The organism is Streptomyces sp. NPDC031418 (genome assembly GCF_055581605.1).
Genome location: NZ_JBVIJC010000008.1, coordinates 40528 through 64175, shown reverse-complemented (window position 1 = coordinate 64175; position 23648 = coordinate 40528). Strand labels below are relative to the sequence as shown.

Below are 23648 nucleotides of genomic sequence, written 5' to 3'. Positions count from 1 at the left end.
GTGGAAAGGGCGTGTTGGCATGGACGTCGGGCTCAAGCGCGAGCTGGAGGAGAAGGTCCGCTCCGGTGAGCGGCTGACCCGCGAGGACGGCATCGCGCTGTACGAGTCGGACGACCTGGCGTGGCTGGGCGGTCTCGCGCACGAGGTCCGCACCCGTAAGAACGGTGACGTGGTCCACTTCAACGTCAACCGGCACCTGAACATGACCAACGTGTGCACCGCGTCCTGCGCGTACTGCTCGTTCCAGCGCAAGCCGGGCGAGAAGGACGCGTACACGATGCGCATCGAGGAGGCCGTCCGGCTCGCCAAGGCGATGGAGTCGGAGAACCTCACCGAGCTGCACATCGTCAACGGCCTGCACCCCAACCTGCCGTGGCGCTACTACCCGCGCTCCCTGCGCGAGCTGAAGGCCGCCCTCCCGAACGTCTCCCTGAAGGCCTTCACGGCGACGGAGATCCACCACTTCGAGAGCATCAGCGGCCTGTCCGCCTCGGAGATCCTGGACGAGCTGATCGACGCGGGCCTGGAGTCCCTCACCGGCGGTGGCGCGGAGATCTTCGACTGGGAGGTCCGCCAGCACATCGTGGACCACCGGACCCACTGGGAGGACTGGTCCCGGATCCACCGGCTGGCGCACGAGAAGGGTCTGAAGACCCCGTGCACCATGCTGTACGGCCACATCGAGGAGCCCCGCCACCGCGTCGACCACGTCCTGCGCCTGCGCGAGCTCCAGGACGAGACCGGCGGCTTCCAGGTCTTCATCCCGCTGCGCTACCAGCACGACTTCGTGGACATGAAGGACGGCAAGATCCGCAACCGGCTCCAGGCGCGCACCCAGATGGCGACCGGCGCCGAGGCGCTGAAGACCTTCGCCGTCTCCCGGCTGCTCTTCGACAACGTCCCGCACGTCAAGGTGTTCTGGGTGATGCACGGCGTGCAGACGGCCCAGCTGGCCCTTCAGCACGGCGCCGACGACATGGACGGCTCGGTCGTGGAGTACAAGATCACCCACGACGCGGACAACTACGGCACGCCGAACAAGCTGACCCGTGAGGACCTGCTGGAGCTGATCCGCGACGCGGGCTTCCGCCCGGTGGAGCGCAACACCCGCTACGAGATCATCCGCGAATACGACGCCCCCGACCCCACCCGCCGCGACTCCCCCCAGCCGATGCGGGTCTGACACCAGTACCTTTCGAGGCGCCCTAAGGGGCGCGGGGCTGTGCCTGATATGCGGCTCCGCCGCGTGGGCGCGACCAGCCCACACGCACCCGCATCCGGCGACGGCCAATCGCACCCCCTCGTTCCCCGCGCCAAACACCGGGTACTCGCCAAGACATGGCCAAGGCACCGGAATCCGCCTACACGGCGGAGCCCTTCGTGCCGGAGGGCGCCGATCTCCGCACCCTCCGGCAGGCCGCCGCCGACTGCCGTGGCTGCCCCCTGCACGAGAACGCCACGCAGACCGTCTTCGGCGCCGGGAACGCCCACGCCCGCGTGATGCTCGTGGGCGAACAGCCCGGCGACCAGGAGGACCGGCAGGGCAGGCCCTTCGTCGGCCCCGCCGGCAAGCTCCTCGACCGGGCGCTGGAGGAGGCCGGCCTGGACCCGGCGGACGCCTACGTCACCAACGCGGTCAAGCACTTCAAGTTCACCCGGGCCGAACCCCGCAAGCGCCGGATCCACAAGGCGCCGAGCCTGCGCGAGATGACCGCGTGCGGCCCCTGGCTCGCGGCGGAGCTGGCGCTCGTGGAGCCGGAACTGATCGTGGTGCTCGGCGCGACGGCGGGCAAGGCGCTGCTCGGCTCCTCCTTCCGGGTGGGAGAGGCGCGCGGCACGGTCCTGGAGCGGGAGATCCACGGGCGGCCCGAGCGGCTGGTGCCGACCGTCCATCCGTCCTCGGTGCTGCGGGCGCAGGACGACGCCGACCGCAAGGCCGCCTACCAGGGACTCGTCGCCGATCTGAAAGTGGCTGCACGCGCCCTGAAGTAATGGCTACGATCGGCGCATGGCCCTTACCTTCACCCTGGACCCCGCCGTCACCCCGGCCCTGCGCGACGGCATCCTCGACCTGTGGACCGATGTCAGCAACGCGGGCGGAGCGGTCGGTTTCGTCCCCCCGGTGGACCGTGCGGAGGTCCGCCCGGAGCTGGTGAAGCACTTCGCGGCCATGGCCGAGGGCCGGCACCGGCTGCTCGTCGGCCGGGACGAGACGGGCGCGGTGGCCGCGACCGCCTTCTTCTCCTTCAACACGCACCGGCTCATGGCGCACTGGGTGTGGCTGTACACGGTGATGGTCCACCCCTCCCACCAGGGCAAGGGCTACGGCCGTGAGCTGCTGGCGGCGGCCGAGGACGCGGCCCGCACCTTCGAGGGCATCGAGGCGATCCGGCTCACCTGCCGGGGCGGCCTGGGACTGGAGCGCTTCTACGCCTCCTGCGGCTACAAGGAGGTCGGGCGGGTGCCCGCAGCGATCCGGGTCGCGCCCGGCGACGACCGCGACGACATCTTCATGCTGCTGCCGCTGGGCTGACCCACCGCCCCCGACCCCCCTGCAAGATCCCTTCCGGTTCGTGCTTCACTGGACGATGACCCCTTTTGGAATCGGACGAGTGGATTGAGATGCTCCGCTACACGCTGATGCGCCTCGGTATCTTCGCGGGCTGCCTCGTGGTCGTCTGGGGAGCCGTCTACTCCGGCATCTTCCCGCGCGGCTTCGGCGACTCCAACGGCCTGTGGATCCTGCTGCTCGCCCTGATCGTCTCGGCGCCGATCAGCTGGGTGGTGCTGCGCCGGGAGCGCGACCGCGCCTCCGAGAAGATCGTGGGCAGGGTCGACCGGATGAAGGCCAACCTGGAGGCCAGCCGCAGCCAGGAGGACGGCGCCGACGACACCGCTCGGGCGCAGGGCGAGGCCGCCGCGTCCAACTAGTCTTGCCCTCATGGGTGGGGCGAAGACCAAGCGGATGCCGAGGGCGGTGCGGGAGCAGCAGATGCTCGACGCCGCCGTACGCATCTTCGGCCGGCGGGGCTATATGGCCGCCTCCATGGACGAGATCGCCGAACTGGCGGGCGTGTCCAAGCCGTTGGTCTATCTCTATCTGAATTCCAAGGAAGACCTCTTCACCGCCTGCATCCGCCGGGAGGCCGCCGCGCTGACGGGGGCCGTGCGGGCGGCGGTCCGTCCCGGCCTGTCCGCCGAGCGGCAACTGTGGGACGGGCTCCAGGCGTTCTTCGCGCACACCGCCGAGCGTCCGGACGGCTGGACGGTGCTGCACCTCCAGGCCCGTACGCACGGCGATCCGTTCGCGGCCGAGGCCGCCGCGATGCGTGCGGAGATCGTCGCGTTCGTCACCCGGCTGGTCGCGGTGGCGGCACGGGAGGTCCACCAGGACCCCGATCTGCCCGAACACGAGGTCGCCGGGCTGGCCGAGGCGCTGGTCGGCGCCGCCGAGTCCCTCGCCGCCTGGGCCAACGCCACCCCAGGAGTCACCGCCCGTCAGTCGGCCTCCACCCTGATGAACTTCGCCTGGTCGGGCCTGGGCAACCTGATGCGGGGACGCCCCTGGATCCCGCCGTCCGGGTAAGCGCCGTTGGGGCTGCTTCCTCGTCGGACCAGCCGCCATGGACGACTCCCGTACGCCTCGGTCCCAGACCCTTACCGGGGAGTAGGGTCACCGGAGGCAAGGAGGGGGTGCACCTTGCACATCCCCGTCCCCGGACCATCCCGGAACCCGCACAATCCCCCCACGAGGGACCCGTACGATCACCTGCCTACCGCCGGTAACCGGTCTCTTCCGCTCTTCACCGGTGAACGCCTCTGCGCGCGAGGCGCGTACGTCACGGAATACCCGCAGCACATGCAGCACAGCGGTGCACCGCCGCCCGCCCGAGGAGCCGCCCGTGTCCACTCCGTACCCGCCCAGCCCCGTCTCCTCCGGCTCCGCCGCCCCGCAGGCCCCGGTCTCCGCCACCGACTACGACGGCCGCCCGGTCCTGGTCGAGCCCTCGGTCCAGCGGCTGGACGGGGCCGTACGGGAGGTGTCCGTACCGCCGTTCGCGCCGCCGGTCACCCATGGCTCCCTCGCCGACCTGCCCTTCGACAACGCCGAGGCGGCCCCCGCCCAGGTCGTCCTCAGCCGCAGGCTCCCCGACGGCCGCTGGACGGACGTGACGGCCGCGCGGTTCGCGGAACAGGTGCTCGCGGTGGCCAAGGGGCTGATCGCCGAGGGGCTCGCCCCGGGCGACCGGATCGCCGTCTTGGCCCGCACCCGGTACGAGTGGACCCTGCTCGACTTCGCCGCCTGGGCGGCCGGCCTGGTGACCGTGCCCGTCTACCCGACCTCCTCGGTCTTCCAGACCCGCTGGATCCTGCACGACTCCGGCGCGGTCGCCCTGGTCACCGAGACCCCCGCCCAGGCCGCCGCCCTCGGCCCCGAACTCCAGCACCTGCCCGACCTGCGGCATGTGTGGGTGATGGACCAGGGGCACGTGGAGTGGCTCGCCGAGACCGGCGCGCAGGTGCCGGACGCCGAGGTCGGCGTACGCCGGGGCATGCTCGGACCCGGCACCCTCGCCACCCTCGTCTACACCTCGGGCACCACCGGCCGCCCCAAGGGCTGCGCCCTCTCCCACGGCAACTTCCTCGCCGAGACCGACAACGCCGTCGAACTGCTCTACCCGGTCTTCAAGGCGCAGGACGAGAGCCCGTCGGTACTCCTCTTCCTGCCCATGTCCCATGTCTTCGGCCGGATGGTGGCCATCGCGTGCGTACGGGCCCGGGTGCGCCTCGGGCACGCCCCGAGCCTGGCCCCCGAGGACCTCCTGCCGGACCTCGCCGCGTTCCGGCCGACCTGTCTGCTGACCATCCCGTACATGCTGGAGAAGATCTACAACTCCGCCCGGGCCAAGGCCGAGTCGGGCGGCCGGGCGGCGGTCTTCGACCGGGCGGCGACGGTGGCCCGGCGCTACGGCGAGGCGCTGGAGGCCCGCCAGACCGGCACCGGCAGCGGCCCGAGCCGCGCCCTGAAGACCGCCCGCGCCTTCTACGACCCGCTCGTCTACCGCAAGATCCGCACCGCCATGGGCGGCCGGGTCCGGCACGCCATCTGCGGCGGCTCCCCGCTCGGCCGCCGCCTGGCCGCCTTCTACGCCGGCGCCGGCATCGAGATCTTCGAGGGGTACGGCCTGACCGAGACCACCGGCGCCACCACCGTCACCCCGCCGCTCAAGCCCCGCCTCGGCACGGTCGGCTGGCCGCTGCCCGGCACCCGGGTGCGGATCGCGGCGGACGGCGAGATCCTGGTCGCCGGCGACCATGTCCTGCGCGGCTACTGGGATCCGCAGGCCGGCGGTGTCGTCCCCGCGACCCGGGACGGCTGGCTGCCGACGGGCGACCTCGGCCACCTGGACGACGAGGGCTATCTCACCATCACCGGCCGCAAGAAGGAGCTGCTGATCACGGCGGGCGGCAAGTCGGTGGCGCCGGCCCCGCTGGAGAACTGGCTGCGCCAGCACCCGCTGATCTCCCAGGTGATGCTGGTCGGCGACGCCCGCCCGTATGTGGCGGCCCTCATCACCCTGGACCCGGACGGCGTCGGCCACTGGCGCCAGATGATCGGCAAGCACCCGGTGCCGCCGGAACTGCTCATCGGCGACCCCGAGTTGGAGGAGGTCCTGCAACGGGCGGTGGACGAGGCGAACAAGCTGGTCTCCCGGCCCGAGTCCATCCGCCGGTTCGCCGTGCTGCCGTACGACTTCACCGAGGCGGCGGGCCATCTGACCCCGTCGATGAAGCTCCGCCGGGAGCGGATCATGGCTGACTTCTCCCACCGGATCGAGGAGTTGTACACGCGCTGAGGGCCGACGGGCCCGCGCCGGTGGTCGGCACCCGCTCCACGCTGTTCCCGCGTCGTCCGGACTCGGCGAGGGCGCGGAGCGGGTTGCCGCCTGGGTCGGTCGCGGCCCGCAGACGATCCTCGTACCGCCCTGACACCCAGTCAATCCTTGGGTTTTCTCCTCAACTCCAAGTGTTAGCTTGGGGACATGACCCTGGAGGACCTGCGTGTGTTCGTGGCCGTGTGCCGGGCCGGCAGCCTGAGTTCCGTCGCCCGGGACCTCGGCTGCACCCAGTCGGCCGTCAGCCAGCACGTCAAGCGGCTGGAGAAGGAGACCGGCGTCGCCCTGCTGGAGCGGCAGCCGCGCGGAGTCGTCCCGACGCAGGCCGGGCGGATGCTGGAGGCGGCCGCGGCCGAGGGCATCTCCGGCCTCGACCTCGCCGTACGGCAGCTGCGCGACCTCCGCGACGGCCACAGCGGCTATGTCCGCGTCGCCACCGGCGCCACCACCGTCCGGCACTTCATGTCCGACGCCGTCGTCACCTTCCGCCGCCGCCACCCCAGGGTCAACCTCGAGTTCCGCACGGTCAGTTCGGGCCGCAGCAGCTTCGACGCCCTCGCCGACGGCACCCTCGACCTGGCCTGGGTCACCGTCGGCCCGCCGGTGCGCGGCATCGAGCAGCGCACGGTCGTCGAACTCCCCTGGCTGCTCGCCGTCCGCGCCGACGACCCCCTCGCCGGGCGGCACCGCCTGGACCCGGCCGACCTGGCCGGCGTACGGCTCATCCGGCTGCCCCCGAACTCCACCTCCGCCGTCCACCTCGACACCGCCTGCGCCGAGCTGGGCGTCCGCCTCGCCTACGAACCCAGCGTCGCCGACTGGGACACCGCCCTGCTCCTCGCCGAGCTGGGCGTCGGGCGGGCCGTGGTCCCCGCCGTACCCGGGCTGCCGGCGCCCGGCGACGGCCCGCTGCGCCTCGTCCCCCTCCCGGGCCTGCGCCCCCTCCCCGTCGGCTGGGCCGTCCGCCGCTGGGACGCGCTCAGCCCCCCGTCCCGCGCCTTCGCCGACACGGTCGTGGAGTGCAGGACCGCCGCCGCGTCCTGACCGGCCGCCACGCTCGCGAAAACCGCCCGCGCATCCCCGTCACATCTGCCCGCGCCCGTCCGTCAGTGCGGTGAGAACGCCGAGCAGACGATGCGAAGGAGCACAGCCATGGCGCACACCCCGATCTCCCGGATGCCGGACCCCACCGAGTTCGTGCCCGAGCTGGCCGACGTCAGCGCGGCCCTCTTCCGGGCCACCGGCAACCGCTCGGTGCCGCGCACCACGATCAGCCTCGTCCACCTGCGGGCCGGGCAGATCGTCGGCAACACCTATCTGACGGTGCTGAACACCGGCTTCCTCCGCAAGGCAGGGGAGTCCGAGGAGCGCATCACCGCCGTCTCCTCGTGGCAGGACGCCCGCTGCTTCACCGACGCCGAGCGGGCCGCCCTGGCCCTGGTGGAGGCCACCCTCCAGCCCGCCCCGCCCGGCCGGGAGCGCGTCACCGACGAGCTGTACGCCGAGGCGGCCCGGCACTACGACCAGAAGGCGCTGGCCACCCTCACCATCGCCATCGGCCAGATCAACTTCTTCGTCGCCCTTGCCGTGATCGGCAAGCCGCAGCCGGTCGCCTCCCTCGCCGAGGCCCAGTGGGCCTGAGCTGCGCCGCTCAGGCCGGGCGCACCGGCTTGCGCGCCAGCAGGAAGGCCTGCGGTACGGACTCGCCGAGGTCCTCGTCCGGCTCGCGGACGGTACGGGAGCCGAGCGCGAACCCGGCCTCGGCCAGCAGCGCCGCCATCCGCTCCGGGCGGCGGCGCTCGAAGTCCAGGGTCACCGGCTGCCCCCACGGCTGGGCCAGCCGCAGCGGCTCCTCGCCCACCTGGAAGGCGAGCAGCAGATGGCCGCCGGGCGCCAGCACCCGGTGGAACTCGGCGAACAGCCGCGGCAGTTCGGCCGTCGGGGTGTGGATGCTGGAGTACCAGGAGACGACGCCGTCCAGCGTGCCGTCGGCGAGCGGCAGCTCCAGCATGGACCCCTGCTCGAAGCGGAGCCCGGGGTTCTCCCGGCGGGCGATGGCGAGCATGGCCCCCGACAGGTCGAGCCCGAACGCGGCCAGGCCGAGCGAGGCGAGGTAGGCGGTGTTGCGGCCCGGCCCACAACCGAGGTCGGCCACCTTCCCGCCGGCCCCGACCAGTTCGGCGTACGCACCGATCAACGCCCGCTCCACCGGCGTGCGCGCGGTCACCCCCGGAAAGTGCCCGGCGTAGTCCTCGGCGACGGTGTCGTAGAAGGTACGGGTGGCGGCGAGAAAGTCCACGTCATCGCTCATGCCCGGGACCGTACCGGGCGGCACTGACACCCCCGTCTAGGCTGCTGTGGTTTGGCCGGCTCAGAGAACGGGGGAAGTGGGCCGATGGACCACGCGACAGACGTCTTCCAGCCACTCCAGGCGGACGATCCACCGGCGGTGGCCGGTTACCGGCTCGCCGCGCGGCTCGGCGCGGGCGGCATGGGCCGGGTCTACCTCTCGCACACCCAGGGCGGCCGCCCGGTGGCGTTGAAGGTCGTACGGCCGGAGCTGGCCGACGACCCGGACTTCCGGCGGCGGTTCCGGCGGGAGATAGCGGCGGCCCGGCGGGTGCGGGGCGCGTACACCGCCGAACTGATCGACGCGGACGCGGACGGCACCCCGCCCTGGCTGGCCACCCTCTACGTGCCCGGTCCCTCGCTGGCGGACGCCGTCGCCCGGCGCGGCCCGCTGCCGGTGCCGGCGGTGCTGTGGCTGATGGCGGGGGTGGCCGAGGCGCTCCAGGTGATCCACGGGGCGGGGATCGTGCACCGGGACCTGAAGCCGTCGAACGTGCTGCTGGCCGCCGACGGGCCCCGGGTGATCGACTTCGGTATCGCGCTCGCCGCCGACGGCACCGCGTACACGGCGACGGGCGGCACCGTCGGCACCCCGGTGTTCATGGCCCCCGAGCAGGCGTCCGGCGCCGAGGTCGGCACGGCGACCGATGTGTTCGCGCTCGCCCAGACCGTGGCCTTCGCGGCGCTGGGCAGGCCGCTGTACGGGGACGGCCCGGCCCTCAACGTGCTGTACCGGATCGTGCACTCCGAACCCGACCTGACCGTGCTGCCCGAACCGCTGCGGCCGGTGCTGGCGCGGTGCCTGGCCGCCGACCCGGCGGAGCGGGCCACGGTGGCGGAGGTCCTGGAGTGGTGCCGGACGCGGCTGGGGGAGGGGACCGACGCGGGCGGGGCACCGGCCGTGTGGCGGGACCTCGCCGGGCCCCCGGCGGTGGTGCCCGCTCCGGTGCCCGACCCGACCCCCGCCTACACCGTGCCGGTGGTCTCGGCGCCCCGACCCTCGCCCGGGGACGGGAAGGGCCGTCGGCGCCGCACCGTGCTGCGCGCCGCCGCCGGGGTGGCCGGGGGCGCGCTGCTGGTGGCGGCGCTGGCCTGGGCGGTCATGGACGCGCGGGGCGGGCTCGGCCACCGGGACGCGGCCGGCTCCACGACCTCCGGCGCGGGCGCCCTCGCCCGCTCGTCGCAGTCGTCGCACTCCTCGCACTCGTCGCCGGAGTCCACCCCGGAGACCTCGCCCTCCTCCGGCCCCGCGGGGTCTTCTGCGGCGGACCCCTCCGCCCCGCCGCGGCAGCCGCAGGCCCAGGCCTACGCCCCGGTGATGGTGGACACGAAGAACTCGCTGAGCCTGGCGGACCCGTACGCGAACCTGGACAACCGCAAGGGAGACATCCGCTTCGACTGCAAGACGGTCGGCTGCGAGCTGGAGAGCGACACCAGCGTGTTCGTCCAGATGTTCGGCAAGCCGGGCACCACCTACGACGACTGCCGGCTCATGCTTCACCACGCCCAAAGGCACCGGCTCCCGCTGGCCTCGGCGGCGAACGGCACCGAGATCTGCATCAAGCACTCCTCCGGTGACATCGCGCTCTTCGTGATCCAGACCAAGTCGACCGCGATGCCGGAGATCGGCTTCGTCTCCGGAGACCTGACCGTCTGGCGGAAGTCCTAGGCCACCCCGGCCATCCGCAGCAGCGCCGTTGTCGCCGCCGCGCCGATCACCACCACCGCGAAGGGGGCCCGGCGCCAGGCCAGGAGGGCGCCCACCAGGACGCCGGTGGGGCGGGCCCAGCCGGCGAAGCCGCCGGACTCGGTCAGGGCGCCGGTGGCCAGCAGGGCGGCGAGCAGGACCACCGCGCCCGCCGAGGCCAGCTGCTGCACCCGGGGCGGGACCGTCACCCGGCCGTGCAGGACCGGGCCCACCAGCCGGAAGGCGTACGTGCCGACCGCGAGGGCCAGGATCACGGCGACCGTGGCGTTCATCCGGCGGCCTCCCGCCCGGCGGGCCGGCGGTGCAGGACCAGTCCGGCGAGGGCGAGCAGCACCGGCACCCCGGCCGGTACGGCGGGCGTGACCGCGAGGGCCAGGGCGGCGCCGAGCAGCGCGCACCGCCGTACCGTCGCGTCCTGCCGCAGGGTGGGCAGGATCAGCGCGACCAGGACGGCCGGGAAGGCGGCGTCCAGGCCGTAGCGGGCGGTGTCGCCGAGGGCCTTGCCCGCCAGCGCGCCGGCCAGCACGCCGATGTTCCACACGGCGAACAGGCCGAGCCCGGAGATCCAGAAGGCCCGCCGCCGCCGTACCGGATCGGTCTGGGCGAGGGCGAAGGCCACGGTCTCGTCGGTGACCAGGTGGGCGCCGAGCAGCCGGCTCAGCCGGCCGGTGCCGATGATCTCGGCGACGGCCAGGCTGAAGGCGGCGACGCGGGTGTTCAGCAGCAGCCCGGTGGCCGCCGCGGCGACCGGCCCGCCCCCGGCGAGCAGCACCCCGACCGCGCTGAACTGGGCCGACCCCGCGTACACCACGATCGACATCAGCACGGGCACCCACACCGGCAGGCCCCCGGCGACGGAGACGGCGCCGAAGGAGACGCCCACGATGCCGCTGGCCAGCCAGACGAGGGAGGCGTCCCGCACCAGGGAGACGTCGTCGGGGGCGGTCGGCGAGGACGGAGTGGTTGTTCGTTGTGGCGAACGCATGTTTCCTACGATGGACACGGACCCGACGGTCCGTCAAGGCGAACGAACGTACCGATGGAGCGAACGACATGTCCGAGGTGCCCTCCCGGCTTCCCATGGAGTGGATCGCCGCGTCCCTGAAGCGGGAGCGCGCCCGCACCGGGCTGTCCCTGTCCGAGCTGGCCAAGCGCGCCGGCATCGCCAAGTCCACGCTGTCCCAGCTGGAGGCGGCGTGCGGCAACCCGAGCATGGAGACGATCTGGGCGCTCGCGGTCGCGCTCGGCGTGCCCTTCAGCACCCTGGTGGAGTCGCCCGCGCCCAGCGTCCAGGTGATCCGCGCCGGCAAGGGCCCGACGGTCCACTCCGACCAGTCCAGCTACCTGGCCTCGCTGCTGTCCGCGAGCCCGCCCGGCGTACGCCGGGACATTTACTTCGTATGGCTGGAACCCGGGACCGTACGGGATTCGGAGCCGCATATTCCAGGAACCACCGAGCACATCGTGGTCAGCGAGGGCCGGGTCAAGGCGGGCCCGCGCGGGGAGACCACGGAACTCGGCCCCGGGGACTACATGTCGTACCGGGGGGATCTCGCGCACTCCTACGAGGCGCTCGCCGCCGGAACGAAGTTCGTCCTGATCATGCAGCACAGGTGAACGGAAAACGAACGGGAAAAGGCAGGAGCCCCTGCGCCGGACGGCGTGGGGCTCCTTGGGTACTGCTCTCAGGTTCTGCGATCAGGGAGAGATCAGGCGGGGGTGACGTTCTCCGCCTGCGGGCCCTTCGGGCCCTGGGTGACGTCGAAGGTCACCGCCTGGTTCTCCTCGAGGGAGCGGAAGCCGTTGGCGTTGATCGCGGAGTAGTGAACGAAGACGTCGGGGCCGCCGCCCTCCTGGGCGATGAAGCCAAAGCCCTTTTCGGCGTTGAACCACTTAACGGTTCCGGTAGCCATAAGCCCTCCTTGGGCCCAAAAGGGTTTGCCCTGCTCCAGAACCTGCAAGTGTGTAACGGTGCTGCACAACTGCATATGTCTGAAAACGACGAGAGCCCGCGGTCACATGCTCCGCAGGCTCTGTACTGCAAGGGAAACCAAACTGCAACTTGCGGCGAGCCTAGCACGCGGGCAGCCGAATGCAATAGAGGTCAAGATCACTTCACCCGGATGTTTGAACATCCGTTAGCCCGTTCGGCGGTGGGGTCGGTACGGGCACCGTACTCCACGGGGTCTAGTCTCGCGATGTGGACAATTCTCGCTCCCGGCGGCCCCGTGTCGGCCACATCCAGTTCCTGAACTGCCTGCCCCTCTACTGGGGGCTCGCGAGAACCGGCACGCTCCTCGACTTCGAGCTGACCAAGGACACCCCGGAGAAGCTCAGCGAACAGCTGGTGCGCGGCGACCTCGACATCGGCCCGATCACCCTGGTCGAGTTCCTGCGCAACGCCGACGACCTGGTCGCGTTCCCGGACATCGCGGTGGGCTGCGACGGCCCCGTCATGTCCTGCGTGATCGTCTCCCAGGTCCCGCTCGACCGGCTGGACGGCGCCCGGGTCGCCCTCGGCTCCACCTCCCGCACGTCCGTCCGCCTCGCCCAGCTGCTCCTCGCGGACCGCTACGGCGTCAAGCCCGACTACTACACCTGCCCGCCCGACCTCGGCCTGATGATGCGGGAGGCCGAGGCGGCGGTCCTCATCGGCGACGCGGCCCTGCGCGCCAACCTCCTCGACGCCCCCCGCTACGGCCTCCAGGTGCACGACCTCGGCGCGCTCTGGAAGGAGTGGACGGGCCTGCCGTTCGTCTTCGCCGTGTGGGCGGCCCGTCGGGACTACCTGGAGCGCGAGCCGGCCATCACCCGCCAGGTCCACGAGGCCTTCCTCGCCTCCCGCAACCTCTCCCTGGAGGAGGTCGGCAAGGTCGCCGAGCAGGCCGCCCAGTGGGAGGCCTTCGACGAGGCGACCCTGGAGCAGTACTTCACCACCCTCGACTTCAGCTTCGGCCCGCCGCAGCTGTCGGCGGTCGCCGAGTTCGCCCGCCGGATCGGCCCGACCACGGGCTTCCCGGCCGATGTCAGGGTGGACCTGCTTCAGCCGTAGTCACTACGGTGGGGACGGGCGCCCGGCCAGGCGCCCGGGCAGAGGCGTTGGGGTACGGGGAAACAAACGGGGGGCGCCGTGCAGCCGCTGGAAGCCGACGAACCCGCCGGCATCGGCCCCTACCGGCTGCTCGGCCGGCTTGGCTCCGGCGGCATGGGCCGCGTCTACCTGGGCCGCAGCGCGGGCGGCCGCACGGTCGCCGTCAAGATCGTGCACCCGCACTTCGCGCTCGACGAGGAGTTCCGCGCCCGGTTCCGGCGCGAGGTCGCGGCCGCCCGCCGGGTCGGCGGCGCCTGGACCGCCCCGGTCCTGGACGCGGACCCGGACGCCCCGGTGCCCTGGGTCGCCACCGGCTACGCCGCAGGCCCCTCCCTCGCGGCGGCCGTGGCCGCCACCGGGCCGCTGCCCGAGCACACGGTACGGGGGCTGGGCGCGGGCCTCGCCGAGGCGCTGGGCGCGGTCCACGGCCTGGGCCTGGTCCACCGGGACGTCAAACCCTCCAACGTGCTGCTGACCCTGGACGGCCCGCTCCTCATCGACTTCGGCATCGCCCGCGCCACGGACGGTACGGCGTCCCTGACCTCCACCGGTGTGTCCCTGGGCTCGCCCGGCTACATGGCGCCCGAGCAGATCCTCGGCAAGGCCGTCACGGGCGCCGCCGACGTCTTCTCCCTCGGCGCGGTTCTCGTCCACGCGGCGACCGGCGCGTCCCCCTTCCCCGGTGACTCCTCCGCCGCGCTGCTCTACAAGGTCGTCCACGAGGAACCCGAACTGGGCGCGCTGACCGGACCGTTGCGGGAGGTCGCGCTGGCCTGCCTGGCCAAGGACCCGACGGCCCGGCCGACCCCCGCCGAGCTGGGCAACCGCCTCGCCCCCGAAGGCGCCGCCCGCCTGATCACGGGCGGCTGGCTGCCGGGCCCCCTGGTGGAACAGGTCAGCCGCAGCGCCGTACACCTCCTCAACCTGGACACATCCGACACCCACCCCTCCGGCCCCCTGACCTTCCCCCCGGGAGCGCTGCACCTCGGTACGGGGTCGACGGGGTCCGGGGAGGCGGGCGGGCAGGGCCGGTTCGGTCCCGCACCCGTGATGCAGACGCCTGCGGGCCCGGCTCCGGTCTCCGCGGCCGCCCTCACGGCCCCACCCGCGGCCGCCGACGGCGCATCCGCCCCACCAGGGCCACCCGCACCCGACGACGCTGCCCGCACCGGTGGTGCGGGTGGGAACCCGGACCCGGCCGCAGGCCGGGTGACCCACCAAGCACCCGCACCGAACAACGCACCCGCACCGGACACCGCACCCGCACCCGCACCCAAGCCCCCCGGCCGCCTCTCCCTCAGCCTCGCCGCCACCACCGCCCCCACCGAGACCGGCCACGGCCGCAAACTGAGCTGCACCCTCGCCCTCGCCGTCGCCGGCGCGCTGGCCCTCACCACCCTGGGCCTCGGCGCCCTGCTCCGGCCCTGGTTCACGGGCGGCGACGAATCGGCCGGAGGCAGCAACTCCGCCCGGACCCCGGCACCGAGCAGCGGCGCCCCCAGCGGACGGCCCGGCGTCATCCCGGCCCGTTACCTCGGCACCTGGGAGGGCCAGGCCACCGGCACCGCACTCGGCAGCACCGTCTCCATGGGCACCTTCCGGGTCACCGTCCACCAGGCCGCCGTGGGACAGGAGCTGGGCCGGCTGAAGCAGACCGACCAGATCGGCGCGGTCTGCACCGACATCCTCACCCTGAAGAAGGTGACGAGGACCCAGCTCCTCGTCACCTCGGCCGGCGCCGAGGGCAACCACCTGGGCTGCGACCCCGCACCGCACCAGATCGAGCTGACCCCGGTCGGCGACCGCCTGAAGTACACCTCGGACAGTGCGGCCGAAGGCAACCCCGAATCCCTGATGTCGAAGGTGGGCTGACGCCCCGCCACCGCGTCAGGAGTCGGAGTCGGACTCCGAGATCTTGGAAAGCCGTACGGTCGCGACGATCTTCCGGATCGTCGCGTCCGGCACCTCCTCCGGCACGTTCGCGGCGCCGAAGAACGACCACGACACCAGGTCCCCCGCGGAGTTCTTGAAGGCGAAGACCCAGGCCTTGCCGTCGGTGGTGCACTTCTTCGACTTCTGCACCCCCACGGACCGGGCGGTGCCCAGGCTGCCCGTGAGACCGGAGTTCGTGGTGAACTCCTCGATGGGGCCCTGCTTCACCTTCTTCCTGTCCGGCTGGGTGTAGCCGCCGTACACCCAGGTCCCGGAGTCGGAACCGGCGATCTGCCGGGTGCTGCGGTAGCCGTTGTTGCCCCGGCTGCCCACCTCGGCCAGCGGTGTGTTCTCCGTCGTACCGTCCCCGTCGTCGTCCGAGGAGCACCACTTCTGCTTCAGGGCCGCGACATTGCGTATCGCGATGAGCGGCTTGTCCTCCGGATCCCCGTTCTTGGAGACGTACGTGACCCAACTGCGGGACAGCAGCTCCCATTGCGGCGGGACGTCGAACGCGATCCCCTGGGCCGGGTTCGTCACGACCTTCCAGCCCTTGACGGTCGCCGTCCGGGCGTCGGACGCCCGGGGATTGGCCGAACTCCCCGATGGCGACGCCGGGCCGGTCGGCCCCGGGTCGGCACCCTTGTGCTTCGTACCGCCGAGCACCAGGAACCCGGTGACGCCCGCGGCCACCACGACAGCCGCCGCGGCGACCCAGGCGATGAGCCGGGTCCGGTTCCGCCCCCTGTTCCCGCCCGGGTCCGGGCTCGGGGCCTGACTCGGGGTCTGATACGGGCCCTGGGTGGGGTTCTGGTAGGGGTTCGGCTGATGATAGCCGGGCTGCTGGTACGGGTTGGGGTGCTGTCCGCCCGGGGTCTGCTCTCCTGGCCACATGCGCCGTAACGATACGACGTGCCGTGTCGGGGTATCGATGCGGCTGTGACGAGTGACGAGTTGCTGTGGGCCGGGGCCGCGCTGTGGGGCGCGGCGGCGGGCGCGCTGCTGCCCAGGGCCGTGCACCGGTTCGCCGTCCCGCAGGGGGAGGGCTGGCGCGCGGCGTGCGCGGACGGCCATGAGCTGAACGGCTGGCTGGGCCCGGCACACTGCCCGCGCTGCCCGTACCGCGCCCGCGCCGGCACCGGTCTCCCCTCCGCCCCGCTCCTCGCCACCGCCACCGCCCTGGTCTGCGCCGCGCTGGCCGCCGCCACCGGCACCCGTCCGGAACTGGCCGTCTGGCTGCTGCTCGCGCCCGTCGGCGTGCTGCTGGCCGCCGTGGACTTCCGGGTACGGCGGCTGCCCGACCCGCTCACCCTGCCGCTGGCCGGCGCCGCCCTCGCCCTGTTGGGCCTCACCGCCCTGCTGCCCGAGCACGCCGGTCACTGGACCACCGCGCTGTACGGCGCCCTCGCGCTGGGCGGCGGCTACTACGCGCTGTACCTCCTCAACCCGAGCGGCATGGGCTTCGGCGATGTGAAGCTGGCCGTGGGGATGGGCGCCGTACTGGGCTGGTACGGCTGGCCGACCGTGCTGCTCGGCTCCTTCGCCGGGTTCCTGCTCGGCGCGTTGTACGGCGGTGTCCTGATCCTGGCCCGGCGCGCGGGCCGCAAGACGGCCGTACCGTTCGGGCCGTTCCTGCTCGCCGGCGCGCTCGCCGGACTGCTGGCCGGCGCGTACGCGGCCTGACGTCCGGCCGCCGAAACCGCTGGCGTAGGCTGGTTCGGTCCGCCCATCCGTCTCCCAACCTTGACGAAAGGGACGCCCTGGTGACCGAGAAGGCCGACCTCCAGTCTGTCCTCGACCGTGCGGCCGCCGGTGGGCGGATCACCCCGGAAGAGGCCCTCGACCTCTACCGGGACGCCCCCCTGCACGCGCTGGGCGCCGCCGCCGACGCCGTACGCCGCCGGATGTACGCGGGTACCGAGCACATCGCGACGTACATCATCGAGCGCAACATCAACTACACGAACGTGTGTGTCACGGCGTGCAAGTTCTGCGCCTTCTACGCGGCCCCGAAGGACAAGGACAAGGGCTGGACCCGCGACCTCGACGACATCCTGCGCCGCTGCGCGGAGACCGTCGAGCTGGGCGGCACCCAGATCATGTTCCAGGGCGGCCACCACCCGGACTACGGCGTCGAGTACTACGAGTCGCACTTCAAGGCCATCAAGGAGGCCTTCCCGCAGCTGGTGATCCACTCGCTGGGCGCCTCCGAGGTCGAGCACATGGCCCGGATCAGCGGCGTCTCGGTGGAGGAGGCCATCACCCGGATCCACGAGGCCGGCCTGGACTCGTTCGCGGGCGCCGGCGCGGAACTGCTCCCCGAGCGCCCCCGCAAGGCGATCGCGCCCCTCAAGGAGAGCGGCGAGCGCTGGCTGGAGATCATGGAGACCGCGCACCGGCTGGGCGTGGAGTCGACGTCGACGATGCTCATGGGCACCGGCGAGACCAACGCCGAGCGCATCGAGCACCTGCGCATGATCCGGGACGTCCAGGACCGCACGGGCGGCTTCCGGGCCTTCATCCCGTACACCTACCAGCCCGAGAACAACCATCTGAAGGGCCGCACCCAGGCGACCCTCTTCGAGTACCTGCGGATGATCGCGATCGCCCGCCTCTTCCTGGACAACGTCCGGCACATCCAGGGCTCCTGGCTCACCACGGGCAAGGAGGTCGGCCAGCTGTCGCTGCACTACGGCGCGGACGACCTCGGCTCGATCATGCTGGAGGAGAACGTCGTCTCCTCGGCGGGCGCCAAGCACCGCTCCAACCGCCTGGAGATCATCGACCTGATCCGCAAGGCGGGCCGCGTCCCGGCGCAGCGCTCGACCACGTACGAGCACCTGGTCGTGCACGACGACCCGGCGAACGACCCCGTCGACGACCGCGTGGTCTCGCACATCTCCTCCACGGCGATCGAGGGCGGCACCGCCCACCCCGAGCTGAAGCTGCTGACGTCCAGCTGAGCGCGCCGTGCTGACGATCCACGCCGACTCCAGGGGCCGGGCCCTCGCCGTCGAGGGCGAGCTGGTCGCGGCCGCCGGCACCCTGGAGGAGCTGGCCGGGGCGTACCCCCGCGCGCGGGTGCGCCAGTGGCCCGGCATCCTCACCCCCGGGCTCGTCAACACGCACGGCACCGAACTGCTGGAGCAGGCGTACCACCCGGACCCCCGGGAGGCCGACGAGCTGGGCACCGAGCCGCTGACCGGCGCCGCCCTCGCCGCACTCGCGCTGGACGACGCCCGCTGGGGCGCCAGTGCCCGGCGCGGGGCGCAGCGCATGCTGGCCCACGGCACGGTCGCGGCGGCCTGCGCGGAGCTGACCAACCGCGCGGTGCGGGACGCCGTACGGCGCACCGGACTGGTGCTCGCCGGCCGCGCCGCCCGCCCGCCCGGCGTGCCGTCCCTGGACCCGTTCGCCACCGGCGCGCCCGCGGTGTTCGCCCCGGCGCCCGGCCCCGGCTCGGCGGCCCGCTTCGCCGTCTTCGACGTCCCCGACGAGACGGAACTGACCGAACGCGGCGCCGCCACCTGTGTGGCGACCGTGCTGTCGGGCCGCCTGCTGTTCCGCCGCCGCTGAGCCGGCGCGCGCCCGGACACACCACCCCAAGCCCCCGCTCCCTCCCGGCGGGCGGGCTGCAACAATGGCCGGGTGACCCGCGCATCCCTGGACAAGCAGCCGCACGAAGTCGCCTCGATGTTCGACAACGTGGCGGACCGGTACGACCTGACCAACGACGTGCTGTCCCTGGGACAGGACCGGCGCTGGCGCAAGGAGGTGTCGAAGGCGGTCGACGCCCGCCCCGCGCAGAAGATCCTCGACCTCGCCGCGGGCACCGCGACCTCCTCGCTGCCCTTCGCCCGCACCGGCGCGTACGTCGTCCCCTGCGACTTCTCCCTGGGCATGCTCCAGGTCGGCAAGCGCAGGCACACCTGGCTGCCGTTCACGGCCGGTGACGCGACCAGGCTGCCGTTCAAGGACGACACCTTCGACGCGGTGACGATCTCCTTCGGGCTGCGCAACGTCCAGGACTTCGACGCGGCGCTGCGCGAGATGTACCGGGTGACCAGGCCCGGCGGCCGGGTCGTGATCTGCGAGTTCTCGCAGCCGACGTGGGCGCCCTTCCGGACCGTCTACACCGAGTACCTGATGCGGGCGCTGCCGCCGGTCGCGCGCGCGATCTCCTCGAACCCGGACGCCTACGTCTATCTCGCCGAGTCCATCCGCGCCTGGCCCGACCAGCCCGCCCTCGCCGAGCGGCTGCGCAAGGCGGGCTGGTCCAAGGTGGCCTGGCGCAACCTGACCGGCGGCGTGGTCGCGCTGCACCGCGGCTTCAAGGGCGACTGACCGGCCGGCTGCCGGCCGCACGACCGGTCGATGGCCGGCCGACTACCCGTTGACCGCCTCGAAGGCGTCTCCGGGCTGGTTCAGTTCGCGCTGGAGCCCGCCCGTGGGCGGCTGCGGGATGCGTGGCTCGCGCACGCCCCCGCCGCCCTCGCCTTCACCGAAGTCGAACCACACGTACACCATCGAGTCCGGCGGCACCTCGGCCCCGGGCTGCGGATACTGGCGTACGACGTAGTCGACGACGGTGCGGTGGAAGTCCGGGCGGTCCGGCGCGTTGAGGAAGAGACCCCGCGTCCGGGCGGTCTCTCGCGCGTCCACGGCCATCAGACCGACCAGCCGTGGGACACGTACTTCGGGTGTTTTGGGCGGTATAGGCACAGATGTCACCCCCAGCGGTACTGGAAGGGTAACTCCCGGGCGGCACGGCCGGAAGGCGCCGGTGTCGGTCCGTGACAGACGGCTACTCTGCGTGATTAAAGGGGGAGTCGGAAGCAGGTTTCAGGGGGAGCCGGAAGCAGAGCGTCGGCTCGTCCAGGGTCGGATGCGGATAGGTCTCCGCCGGCCGCATGCCGAGCCGCCGGGCCACCGCGATCGACCGCTCGTTGCCCGGCCGGACCAGCGCCACCACCTCCGGCACCCCGGCCGCCCGCACCCGCTCCAGCGTCTCGCGCGCGGCCGCGGTGACATATCCCTTGCCCCAGTGCGCCCGGCCGAGCCGCCAGCCGATCTCTATCTCGCCGACCGGCCCCCAGCGCGGCCGCCAGGGCTGGGCGCCGGTGAACCCGATGACCTCGCCCGCCTCGTCCAGCAGTGTCCAGAGACAGAAGCCGAGTTCGGCGTCGTGCCGCCGCTGGCGCGCGGTGAGTTCCTCGTAGACCGACAGGGCCGCCGGTCTGCCGCCGTAGAACTCCATGACCTCGGGATCGTCGAAGACCCGGTGCCAGGCGACCGCGTCCTCGTGAGTGGGAACGCGCAGCCGTACCGCGGGGAGAGGTCGGTTCACAACGCAGCCCTTCAGCCGGGTGATCAATTCTGCTGAATAGACTGCCCATGTCCAGTGCCGGTCGGCACGCAGATTTCGAACTTGGGGAGATCCCGCCGTGACCGTCGTGAAGGAGCCCCTCTCCGAGCACACCGCCGATGTGATCGTCGTCGGCGCGGGGCCGGCCGGCTCCACGACCGCCTACCACCTCGCCAAGGCCGGTCTCGACGTCCTGCTCCTGGAGAAGACCGAGTTCCCCCGCGAGAAGGTGTGCGGCGACGGCCTCACCCCGCGCGCGGTCAAGCAGCTCGTCGCCATGGGCATCGACATCTCCGAGGAGGCCGGCTGGCTGCGCAACAAGGGCCTGCGCATCATCGGCGGCGGCGTCCGCCTCCAGCTGGACTGGCCGGATCTCGCCTCCTTCCCCAACTACGGCCTGGTCCGCAAGCGCGACGACTTCGACGAGCAGCTCGCCCGCAACGCCCAGAAGGCGGGGGCGCGGCTGTACGAGCGCTGCAATGTCGGCGGCCCCGTCATCGACGACCGCACCGGCCGCATCACCGGCGTCACCGCCAAGCTCGGCGAGGAGAAGCGCGAGGTCACCTTCCGCGCGCCGCTCGTGGTCGCCGCCGACGGCAACTCCACCCGGCTGTCCCTGGCGATGGGGCTGCACCGCCGCGAGGACCGTCCGATGGGTGTCGCCGTCCGGACGTACTTCGAGAGCCCCCGCCACGAGGACGACTACCTGGAGTCCTGGCTGGAGCTGTGGGACCGCCGCGGCCCCGAGGACCGGCTGCTGCCCGGCTACGGCTGGATCTTCGGCATGGGCGACGGCACGTCCAACGTGGGCCTCGGGGTGCTCAACACCTCCGCCTCCTTCAAGGAGCTGGACTGGCGCGAGATCCTCAAGGCCTGGTGCGCCTCCATGCCCGCGGACTGGGGCTACACCCCGGAGAACATGACCGGCCCGATCCGCGGCGCGGCCCTGCCCATGGCCTTCAACCGGCAGCCGCACTACACGCGCGGGCTGCTGCTCGTCGGCGACGCCGGCGGCCTGGTGAACCCCTTCAACGGCGAGGGCATCGCCTACGCCATGGAGTCCGGCCAGATCGCCGCCGACGTCATCGTCCAGGCCCACGCGCGGGCCACGCCCGCACAGCGCGAGATCGCCCTCCAGCGCTACCCGCGCGTCCTCAAGGACACCTACGGCGGCTATTACACCCTCGGCCGCGCCTTCGTGAAGCTCATCGGCAACCCGAAGGTCATGCAGATCGCCACCCAGCGCGGCCTGACCCACCCGCTGCTGATGAAGTTCACGCTGAAGCTCCTGGCGAACCTCACCGACCCCACGGGCGGCGACGCGATGGACCGCATCATCAACGGCCTGAGCAAGGTGGCCCCGAAGGCCTGAGCGGCTAGCTGCTCAGGATCGGCTCCTCGGCCCTGGCGGCCCGGCGGGCGAACACCTCGTCCCGCCGGTCCGCCATCTGCCGCAGCGCGTCCTTCTTCTCCCGCCGGGACAGCCGGTCCAGATAGACATGCCCCTGGGTGTGGTCGGTCTCATGGGCGAGGCAGCGCGCGAAATACCCCGTTCCCTCGATGACGACCGGATTGCCGTCCTTGTCCTGCCCGCGCACGACGGCCCGGTCCGGCCGCGGTACGTCCATCACGGCACCGGGCACCGACAGGCATCCCTCGCCCTCGTCCAGCAGCCGCCGGCCGCTCAAGGGCGTCTCCAGCACCGGATTGACGATGTGTCCGACATGCCGGACTCCCTCGTCATCGGGGCAGTCGTACACGAAAAGCCGCAGATCGACCCCGACCTGGTTCGCCGCGAGCCCCGCCCCCTCGGCGACATACATGGTCCGGAACATGTCGTCGACCAGGGCGGCGAGATCGGGCCCGAACTCCGTGACGTCCCGGCACGGCCGGTGCAGCACCTCCTCGCCGACCTCGGTGATCCGGCGCACCGCGCCGCGCCCGGCCTCGGGGGCGTAGCGGGGGTGGGAGCCGACGGGGCTTCCCTGTACGAACACGCGTGGCATCGCACGCTCTCCTTCGCTCGTGACGGACCGCCGGACGGCGGCCCAGCCAGAGCATGGCAGGCGGGGCGGGCGCGTGTCGCCGCTCTGCGCGCGCAGGGCCGCTGCCTACGAGCGGCTGCGGCCCTGCGGGTGCGAGGTGTTGTGCGAGAGGTGCGGGGTGCGCTCAGAGCACCCGCACGGCGCCGGTCGGCTGGTCGTAGGACAGCGGGTGCTCCACGACGCCGTCGGAGGGGTTCTGGGCGCCGACGAACATGCCGTCGCCGACGTACACCGCCACGTGGTACGCGCTGCCCGCGGGGCCCCAGTACAGGATGTCGCCCGGCTGGAGGTTGCTCAGCGAGACCTGGGTGCCGGCGGTCGACTGGTCCTGGGAGACCCGCGGCAGGCTGATGCCGACCTGCTTGAAGGCCGTCTGCACCAGGCCGGAGCAGTCGTAGGCGGACGGGCCGGTGGCGCCGGAGACATACGCCTTGCCCAGCTGCGCCTTCACGAAGCTGACGACGGCCGCGGCCGAGCCGGTGGCCGTGGAGGTGCTGGTGGTGGTCGTCGTCGTGCTGGTGGAGCCGGAGTCCGCCGTGGTGTTGAGGGTCGTCCGCTGCGTGCTGCGCGTGGCGCGGGCGGCGGCCTCCTTACGGGCCTCCTCCTCGGCCTTCTTCTTGGCAGCGGCCTTCTTCTTGGCCTCGGCGAGGTCCGAGTTGGCCTGCTTCGCGGCCTTTGCGGCAGCCGCGTCCCGCTCGGCATCCAGCTGGTAGTTCGCGGCGGCCTGCTGGGTGGCGTCCGCGGACTGGGCCGCCTGAGCGGCCAGATCGGCCGTCAGGGTGGGCAGTTCAAGGGTCTGCGTCACCGGCTCGGACGCGTTGGCCGAGCCGGACGCCCCGGCGACTGCCAGGGTGCTGAGGACGCCACCGGCAACTCCGGCCCGCATCGCGAGGGTCGACGCGTTGCGGCGGGGCTTCCGGTGGCTGCGTATGTGAGCGGTGTGGGACATGGGAACAACCGGTACCAGGGGCTCCTTCATATCTTCAAGAAACGTGTGCTGCGCCACAGTTACTCAACCGAGCCCCCGAATCCCGGGCGTGTCGCTCTTTATTGACGCCGTAACGGACATAGCGGACCTCGATGATCAAGCCGTTGATCACGGTCTTTGATCATTACGTCCGGATTGCCCCCCGCCTACCACTGGTTGGGGTCGATGGCCAAGCCCGGTTCTCAGCCGCCTCTCAGCGGTGTGGCGGAGGTCACGGAACGGTCACCGGAAGCCGGGCGTCCATCGCGCGCGGGTGCTCGTGAATGCGTGCAC

General features: G+C 72.3%; 26 protein-coding genes. 17 read left to right on the top strand and 9 right to left on the bottom strand.

Annotation, left to right across the window (positions count from 1 at the left end; genetic code table 11):
* Positions 1–19 precede the first annotated feature (19 nt).
* The 8 genes from mqnE to ACZ5CZ_RS12950 all read left to right on the top strand — a co-directional run bounded on the left by mqnE (position 20) and on the right by ACZ5CZ_RS12950 (position 7538).
* Positions 20–1183 (top strand): aminofutalosine synthase MqnE, encoded by a 1164-nt coding sequence (mqnE, locus tag ACZ5CZ_RS12985; RefSeq protein ID WP_385841872.1) that lies wholly within the window; start codon positions 20–22, stop codon positions 1181–1183.
* 155 nt (positions 1184–1338) lie between these two features.
* On the top strand, positions 1339–1992 hold the full coding sequence (locus ACZ5CZ_RS12980) for a UdgX family uracil-DNA binding protein (protein ID WP_387056281.1): 654 nt from the start codon (positions 1339–1341) through the stop codon (positions 1990–1992).
* Positions 1993–2008: 16 nt separating this feature from the next.
* Entirely contained in the window at positions 2009–2533 is a 525-nt protein-coding gene (locus tag ACZ5CZ_RS12975) for a GNAT family N-acetyltransferase (protein WP_468942195.1), read from the top strand.
* An 89-nt stretch (positions 2534–2622) separates the two neighbouring features.
* A complete protein-coding gene (locus ACZ5CZ_RS12970; protein WP_385841869.1) occupies positions 2623–2931 on the top strand; it encodes a DUF4229 domain-containing protein in 309 nt (102 codons plus the stop codon).
* A gap of 10 nt (positions 2932–2941) precedes the next feature.
* Positions 2942–3586: a TetR/AcrR family transcriptional regulator gene (locus ACZ5CZ_RS12965; protein ID WP_468942192.1), complete on the top strand. Its 645-nt coding sequence runs from the start codon at positions 2942–2944 to the stop codon at positions 3584–3586.
* Between the two features lie 316 nt (positions 3587–3902).
* Positions 3903–5858: an AMP-dependent synthetase/ligase gene (locus ACZ5CZ_RS12960; protein WP_468942189.1), complete on the top strand. Its 1956-nt coding sequence runs from the start codon at positions 3903–3905 to the stop codon at positions 5856–5858.
* A gap of 186 nt (positions 5859–6044) precedes the next feature.
* Positions 6045–6941 (top strand): LysR family transcriptional regulator, encoded by an 897-nt coding sequence (locus ACZ5CZ_RS12955; RefSeq protein ID WP_385841865.1) that lies wholly within the window; start codon positions 6045–6047, stop codon positions 6939–6941.
* Positions 6942–7049: 108 nt separating this feature from the next.
* Complete coding sequence (locus ACZ5CZ_RS12950) at positions 7050–7538, top strand: carboxymuconolactone decarboxylase family protein (protein WP_385841864.1); 489 nt, start codon at positions 7050–7052, stop codon at positions 7536–7538.
* 10 nt (positions 7539–7548) lie between these two features.
* Here ACZ5CZ_RS12950 and ACZ5CZ_RS12945 read toward each other — a convergent pair whose 3' ends face one another.
* Complete coding sequence (locus ACZ5CZ_RS12945; protein ID WP_385841863.1) at positions 7549–8208, bottom strand: class I SAM-dependent methyltransferase; 660 nt, start codon at positions 8206–8208, stop codon at positions 7549–7551.
* 84 nt (positions 8209–8292) lie between these two features.
* Between ACZ5CZ_RS12945 and ACZ5CZ_RS12940 the strand changes: the two genes are divergently transcribed.
* Complete coding sequence (locus ACZ5CZ_RS12940) at positions 8293–9915, top strand: serine/threonine-protein kinase (RefSeq protein WP_468942185.1); 1623 nt, start codon at positions 8293–8295, stop codon at positions 9913–9915.
* On the opposite strand, the gene ACZ5CZ_RS12935 is transcribed toward ACZ5CZ_RS12940, so the two are convergent.
* Both ACZ5CZ_RS12935 and ACZ5CZ_RS12930 read right to left on the bottom strand, forming a co-directional pair.
* Entirely contained in the window at positions 9912–10226 is a 315-nt protein-coding gene (locus ACZ5CZ_RS12935) for an AzlD domain-containing protein (protein WP_385841861.1), read from the bottom strand. The two genes, ACZ5CZ_RS12940 and ACZ5CZ_RS12935, sit on opposite strands and share 4 nt — an antisense overlap.
* Positions 10223–10939 carry an AzlC family ABC transporter permease gene (locus tag ACZ5CZ_RS12930; RefSeq protein WP_385841859.1) on the bottom strand — a complete coding sequence of 239 codons (717 nt, stop codon included), beginning with the start codon at positions 10937–10939 and terminating at the stop codon, positions 10223–10225. The genes ACZ5CZ_RS12935 and ACZ5CZ_RS12930 overlap by 4 nt, the downstream gene beginning before the upstream one ends.
* A gap of 68 nt (positions 10940–11007) precedes the next feature.
* On the opposite strand from ACZ5CZ_RS12930, the gene ACZ5CZ_RS12925 reads away from it, so the two are divergent.
* On the top strand, positions 11008–11571 hold the full coding sequence (locus ACZ5CZ_RS12925) for a helix-turn-helix domain-containing protein (RefSeq protein ID WP_385841858.1): 564 nt from the start codon (positions 11008–11010) through the stop codon (positions 11569–11571).
* A 92-nt stretch (positions 11572–11663) separates the two neighbouring features.
* On the opposite strand, the gene ACZ5CZ_RS12920 is transcribed toward ACZ5CZ_RS12925, so the two are convergent.
* Positions 11664–11867: a cold-shock protein gene (locus ACZ5CZ_RS12920; protein WP_003948780.1), complete on the bottom strand. Its 204-nt coding sequence runs from the start codon at positions 11865–11867 to the stop codon at positions 11664–11666.
* Positions 11868–12154: 287 nt separating this feature from the next.
* Between ACZ5CZ_RS12920 and ACZ5CZ_RS12915 the strand changes: the two genes are divergently transcribed.
* Both ACZ5CZ_RS12915 and ACZ5CZ_RS12910 read left to right on the top strand, forming a co-directional pair.
* On the top strand, positions 12155–13006 hold the full coding sequence (locus ACZ5CZ_RS12915) for a menaquinone biosynthetic enzyme MqnA/MqnD family protein (protein ID WP_450791856.1): 852 nt from the start codon (positions 12155–12157) through the stop codon (positions 13004–13006).
* 78 nt (positions 13007–13084) lie between these two features.
* Positions 13085–14917, top strand: a complete 1833-nt coding sequence (locus ACZ5CZ_RS12910; RefSeq protein WP_468942180.1) for a serine/threonine-protein kinase — start codon at positions 13085–13087, stop codon at positions 14915–14917.
* Between the two features lie 15 nt (positions 14918–14932).
* Here ACZ5CZ_RS12910 and ACZ5CZ_RS12905 read toward each other — a convergent pair whose 3' ends face one another.
* The gene (locus tag ACZ5CZ_RS12905) at positions 14933–15871 is read right to left on the bottom strand and encodes a DUF8017 domain-containing protein (RefSeq protein ID WP_468942177.1); all 939 of its coding nucleotides are present in this window, start codon (positions 15869–15871) and stop codon (positions 14933–14935) included.
* Positions 15872–15916: 45 nt separating this feature from the next.
* Here ACZ5CZ_RS12905 and ACZ5CZ_RS12900 point away from each other — a divergent pair, with 45 nt between their 5' ends.
* The 4 genes from ACZ5CZ_RS12900 (at position 15917) to ACZ5CZ_RS12885 (ending at position 19321) form a co-directional block, all read left to right on the top strand.
* The gene (locus ACZ5CZ_RS12900; protein ID WP_468942174.1) at positions 15917–16660 is read left to right on the top strand and encodes a prepilin peptidase; all 744 of its coding nucleotides are present in this window, start codon (positions 15917–15919) and stop codon (positions 16658–16660) included.
* A gap of 80 nt (positions 16661–16740) precedes the next feature.
* Positions 16741–17940 (top strand): cyclic dehypoxanthinyl futalosine synthase, encoded by a 1200-nt coding sequence (gene mqnC / locus ACZ5CZ_RS12895; protein ID WP_385841852.1) that lies wholly within the window; start codon positions 16741–16743, stop codon positions 17938–17940.
* Between the two features lie 7 nt (positions 17941–17947).
* Positions 17948–18553 (top strand): hypothetical protein, encoded by a 606-nt coding sequence (locus ACZ5CZ_RS12890; RefSeq protein WP_468942170.1) that lies wholly within the window; start codon positions 17948–17950, stop codon positions 18551–18553.
* Positions 18554–18625: 72 nt separating this feature from the next.
* Complete coding sequence (locus ACZ5CZ_RS12885) at positions 18626–19321, top strand: demethylmenaquinone methyltransferase (protein ID WP_385841850.1); 696 nt, start codon at positions 18626–18628, stop codon at positions 19319–19321.
* 42 nt (positions 19322–19363) lie between these two features.
* On the opposite strand, the gene ACZ5CZ_RS12880 is transcribed toward ACZ5CZ_RS12885, so the two are convergent.
* Entirely contained in the window at positions 19364–19699 is a 336-nt protein-coding gene (locus ACZ5CZ_RS12880) for a PASTA domain-containing protein (protein WP_385841849.1), read from the bottom strand.
* 82 nt (positions 19700–19781) lie between these two features.
* Positions 19782–20324: a GNAT family N-acetyltransferase gene (locus ACZ5CZ_RS12875; protein WP_385841848.1), complete on the bottom strand. Its 543-nt coding sequence runs from the start codon at positions 20322–20324 to the stop codon at positions 19782–19784.
* A 97-nt stretch (positions 20325–20421) separates the two neighbouring features.
* On the opposite strand from ACZ5CZ_RS12875, the gene ACZ5CZ_RS12870 reads away from it, so the two are divergent.
* Entirely contained in the window at positions 20422–21714 is a 1293-nt protein-coding gene (locus ACZ5CZ_RS12870) for a geranylgeranyl reductase family protein (protein ID WP_385841847.1), read from the top strand.
* Between the two features lie 4 nt (positions 21715–21718).
* On the opposite strand, the gene def is transcribed toward ACZ5CZ_RS12870, so the two are convergent.
* Both def and ACZ5CZ_RS12860 read right to left on the bottom strand, forming a co-directional pair.
* Positions 21719–22348, bottom strand: a complete 630-nt coding sequence (gene def, locus ACZ5CZ_RS12865) for a peptide deformylase (RefSeq protein WP_468942167.1) — start codon at positions 22346–22348, stop codon at positions 21719–21721.
* Between the two features lie 163 nt (positions 22349–22511).
* Positions 22512–23336 (bottom strand): C40 family peptidase, encoded by an 825-nt coding sequence (locus ACZ5CZ_RS12860; RefSeq protein ID WP_385841845.1) that lies wholly within the window; start codon positions 23334–23336, stop codon positions 22512–22514.
* Between the last annotated feature and the right edge of the window lie 312 nt (positions 23337–23648).

What these genes read in the sequence shown, in the direction of transcription:
- ACZ5CZ_RS12945 (WP_385841863.1), bottom strand. Translation starts at nt 8,208, where the DNA reads ATGAGCGATGACGTGGACTTTCTCGCCGCCACCCGTACCTTCTACGAC.
- ACZ5CZ_RS12975 (WP_468942195.1), top strand. Translation starts at nt 2,009, where the DNA reads ATGGCCCTTACCTTCACCCTGGACCCCGCCGTCACCCCGGCCCTGCGC.
- ACZ5CZ_RS12955 (WP_385841865.1), top strand. Translation starts at nt 6,045, where the DNA reads ATGACCCTGGAGGACCTGCGTGTGTTCGTGGCCGTGTGCCGGGCCGGC.
- ACZ5CZ_RS12935 (WP_385841861.1), bottom strand. Translation starts at nt 10,226, where the DNA reads ATGAACGCCACGGTCGCCGTGATCCTGGCCCTCGCGGTCGGCACGTAC.
- ACZ5CZ_RS12970 (WP_385841869.1), top strand. Translation starts at nt 2,623, where the DNA reads ATGCTCCGCTACACGCTGATGCGCCTCGGTATCTTCGCGGGCTGCCTC.
- def (WP_468942167.1), bottom strand. Translation starts at nt 22,348, where the DNA reads ATGCCACGCGTGTTCGTACAGGGAAGCCCCGTCGGCTCCCACCCCCGC.
- ACZ5CZ_RS12905 (WP_468942177.1), bottom strand. Translation starts at nt 15,871, where the DNA reads ATGTGGCCAGGAGAGCAGACCCCGGGCGGACAGCACCCCAACCCGTAC.
- ACZ5CZ_RS12925 (WP_385841858.1), top strand. Translation starts at nt 11,008, where the DNA reads ATGTCCGAGGTGCCCTCCCGGCTTCCCATGGAGTGGATCGCCGCGTCC.
- mqnE (WP_385841872.1), top strand. Translation starts at nt 20, where the DNA reads ATGGACGTCGGGCTCAAGCGCGAGCTGGAGGAGAAGGTCCGCTCCGGT.
- ACZ5CZ_RS12965 (WP_468942192.1), top strand. Translation starts at nt 2,942, where the DNA reads ATGGGTGGGGCGAAGACCAAGCGGATGCCGAGGGCGGTGCGGGAGCAG.
- ACZ5CZ_RS12950 (WP_385841864.1), top strand. Translation starts at nt 7,050, where the DNA reads ATGGCGCACACCCCGATCTCCCGGATGCCGGACCCCACCGAGTTCGTG.
- ACZ5CZ_RS12930 (WP_385841859.1), bottom strand. Translation starts at nt 10,939, where the DNA reads ATGCGTTCGCCACAACGAACAACCACTCCGTCCTCGCCGACCGCCCCC.
- ACZ5CZ_RS12920 (WP_003948780.1), bottom strand. Translation starts at nt 11,867, where the DNA reads ATGGCTACCGGAACCGTTAAGTGGTTCAACGCCGAAAAGGGCTTTGGC.
- ACZ5CZ_RS12980 (WP_387056281.1), top strand. Translation starts at nt 1,339, where the DNA reads ATGGCCAAGGCACCGGAATCCGCCTACACGGCGGAGCCCTTCGTGCCG.
- ACZ5CZ_RS12940 (WP_468942185.1), top strand. Translation starts at nt 8,293, where the DNA reads ATGGACCACGCGACAGACGTCTTCCAGCCACTCCAGGCGGACGATCCA.
- ACZ5CZ_RS12860 (WP_385841845.1), bottom strand. Translation starts at nt 23,336, where the DNA reads ATGTCCCACACCGCTCACATACGCAGCCACCGGAAGCCCCGCCGCAAC.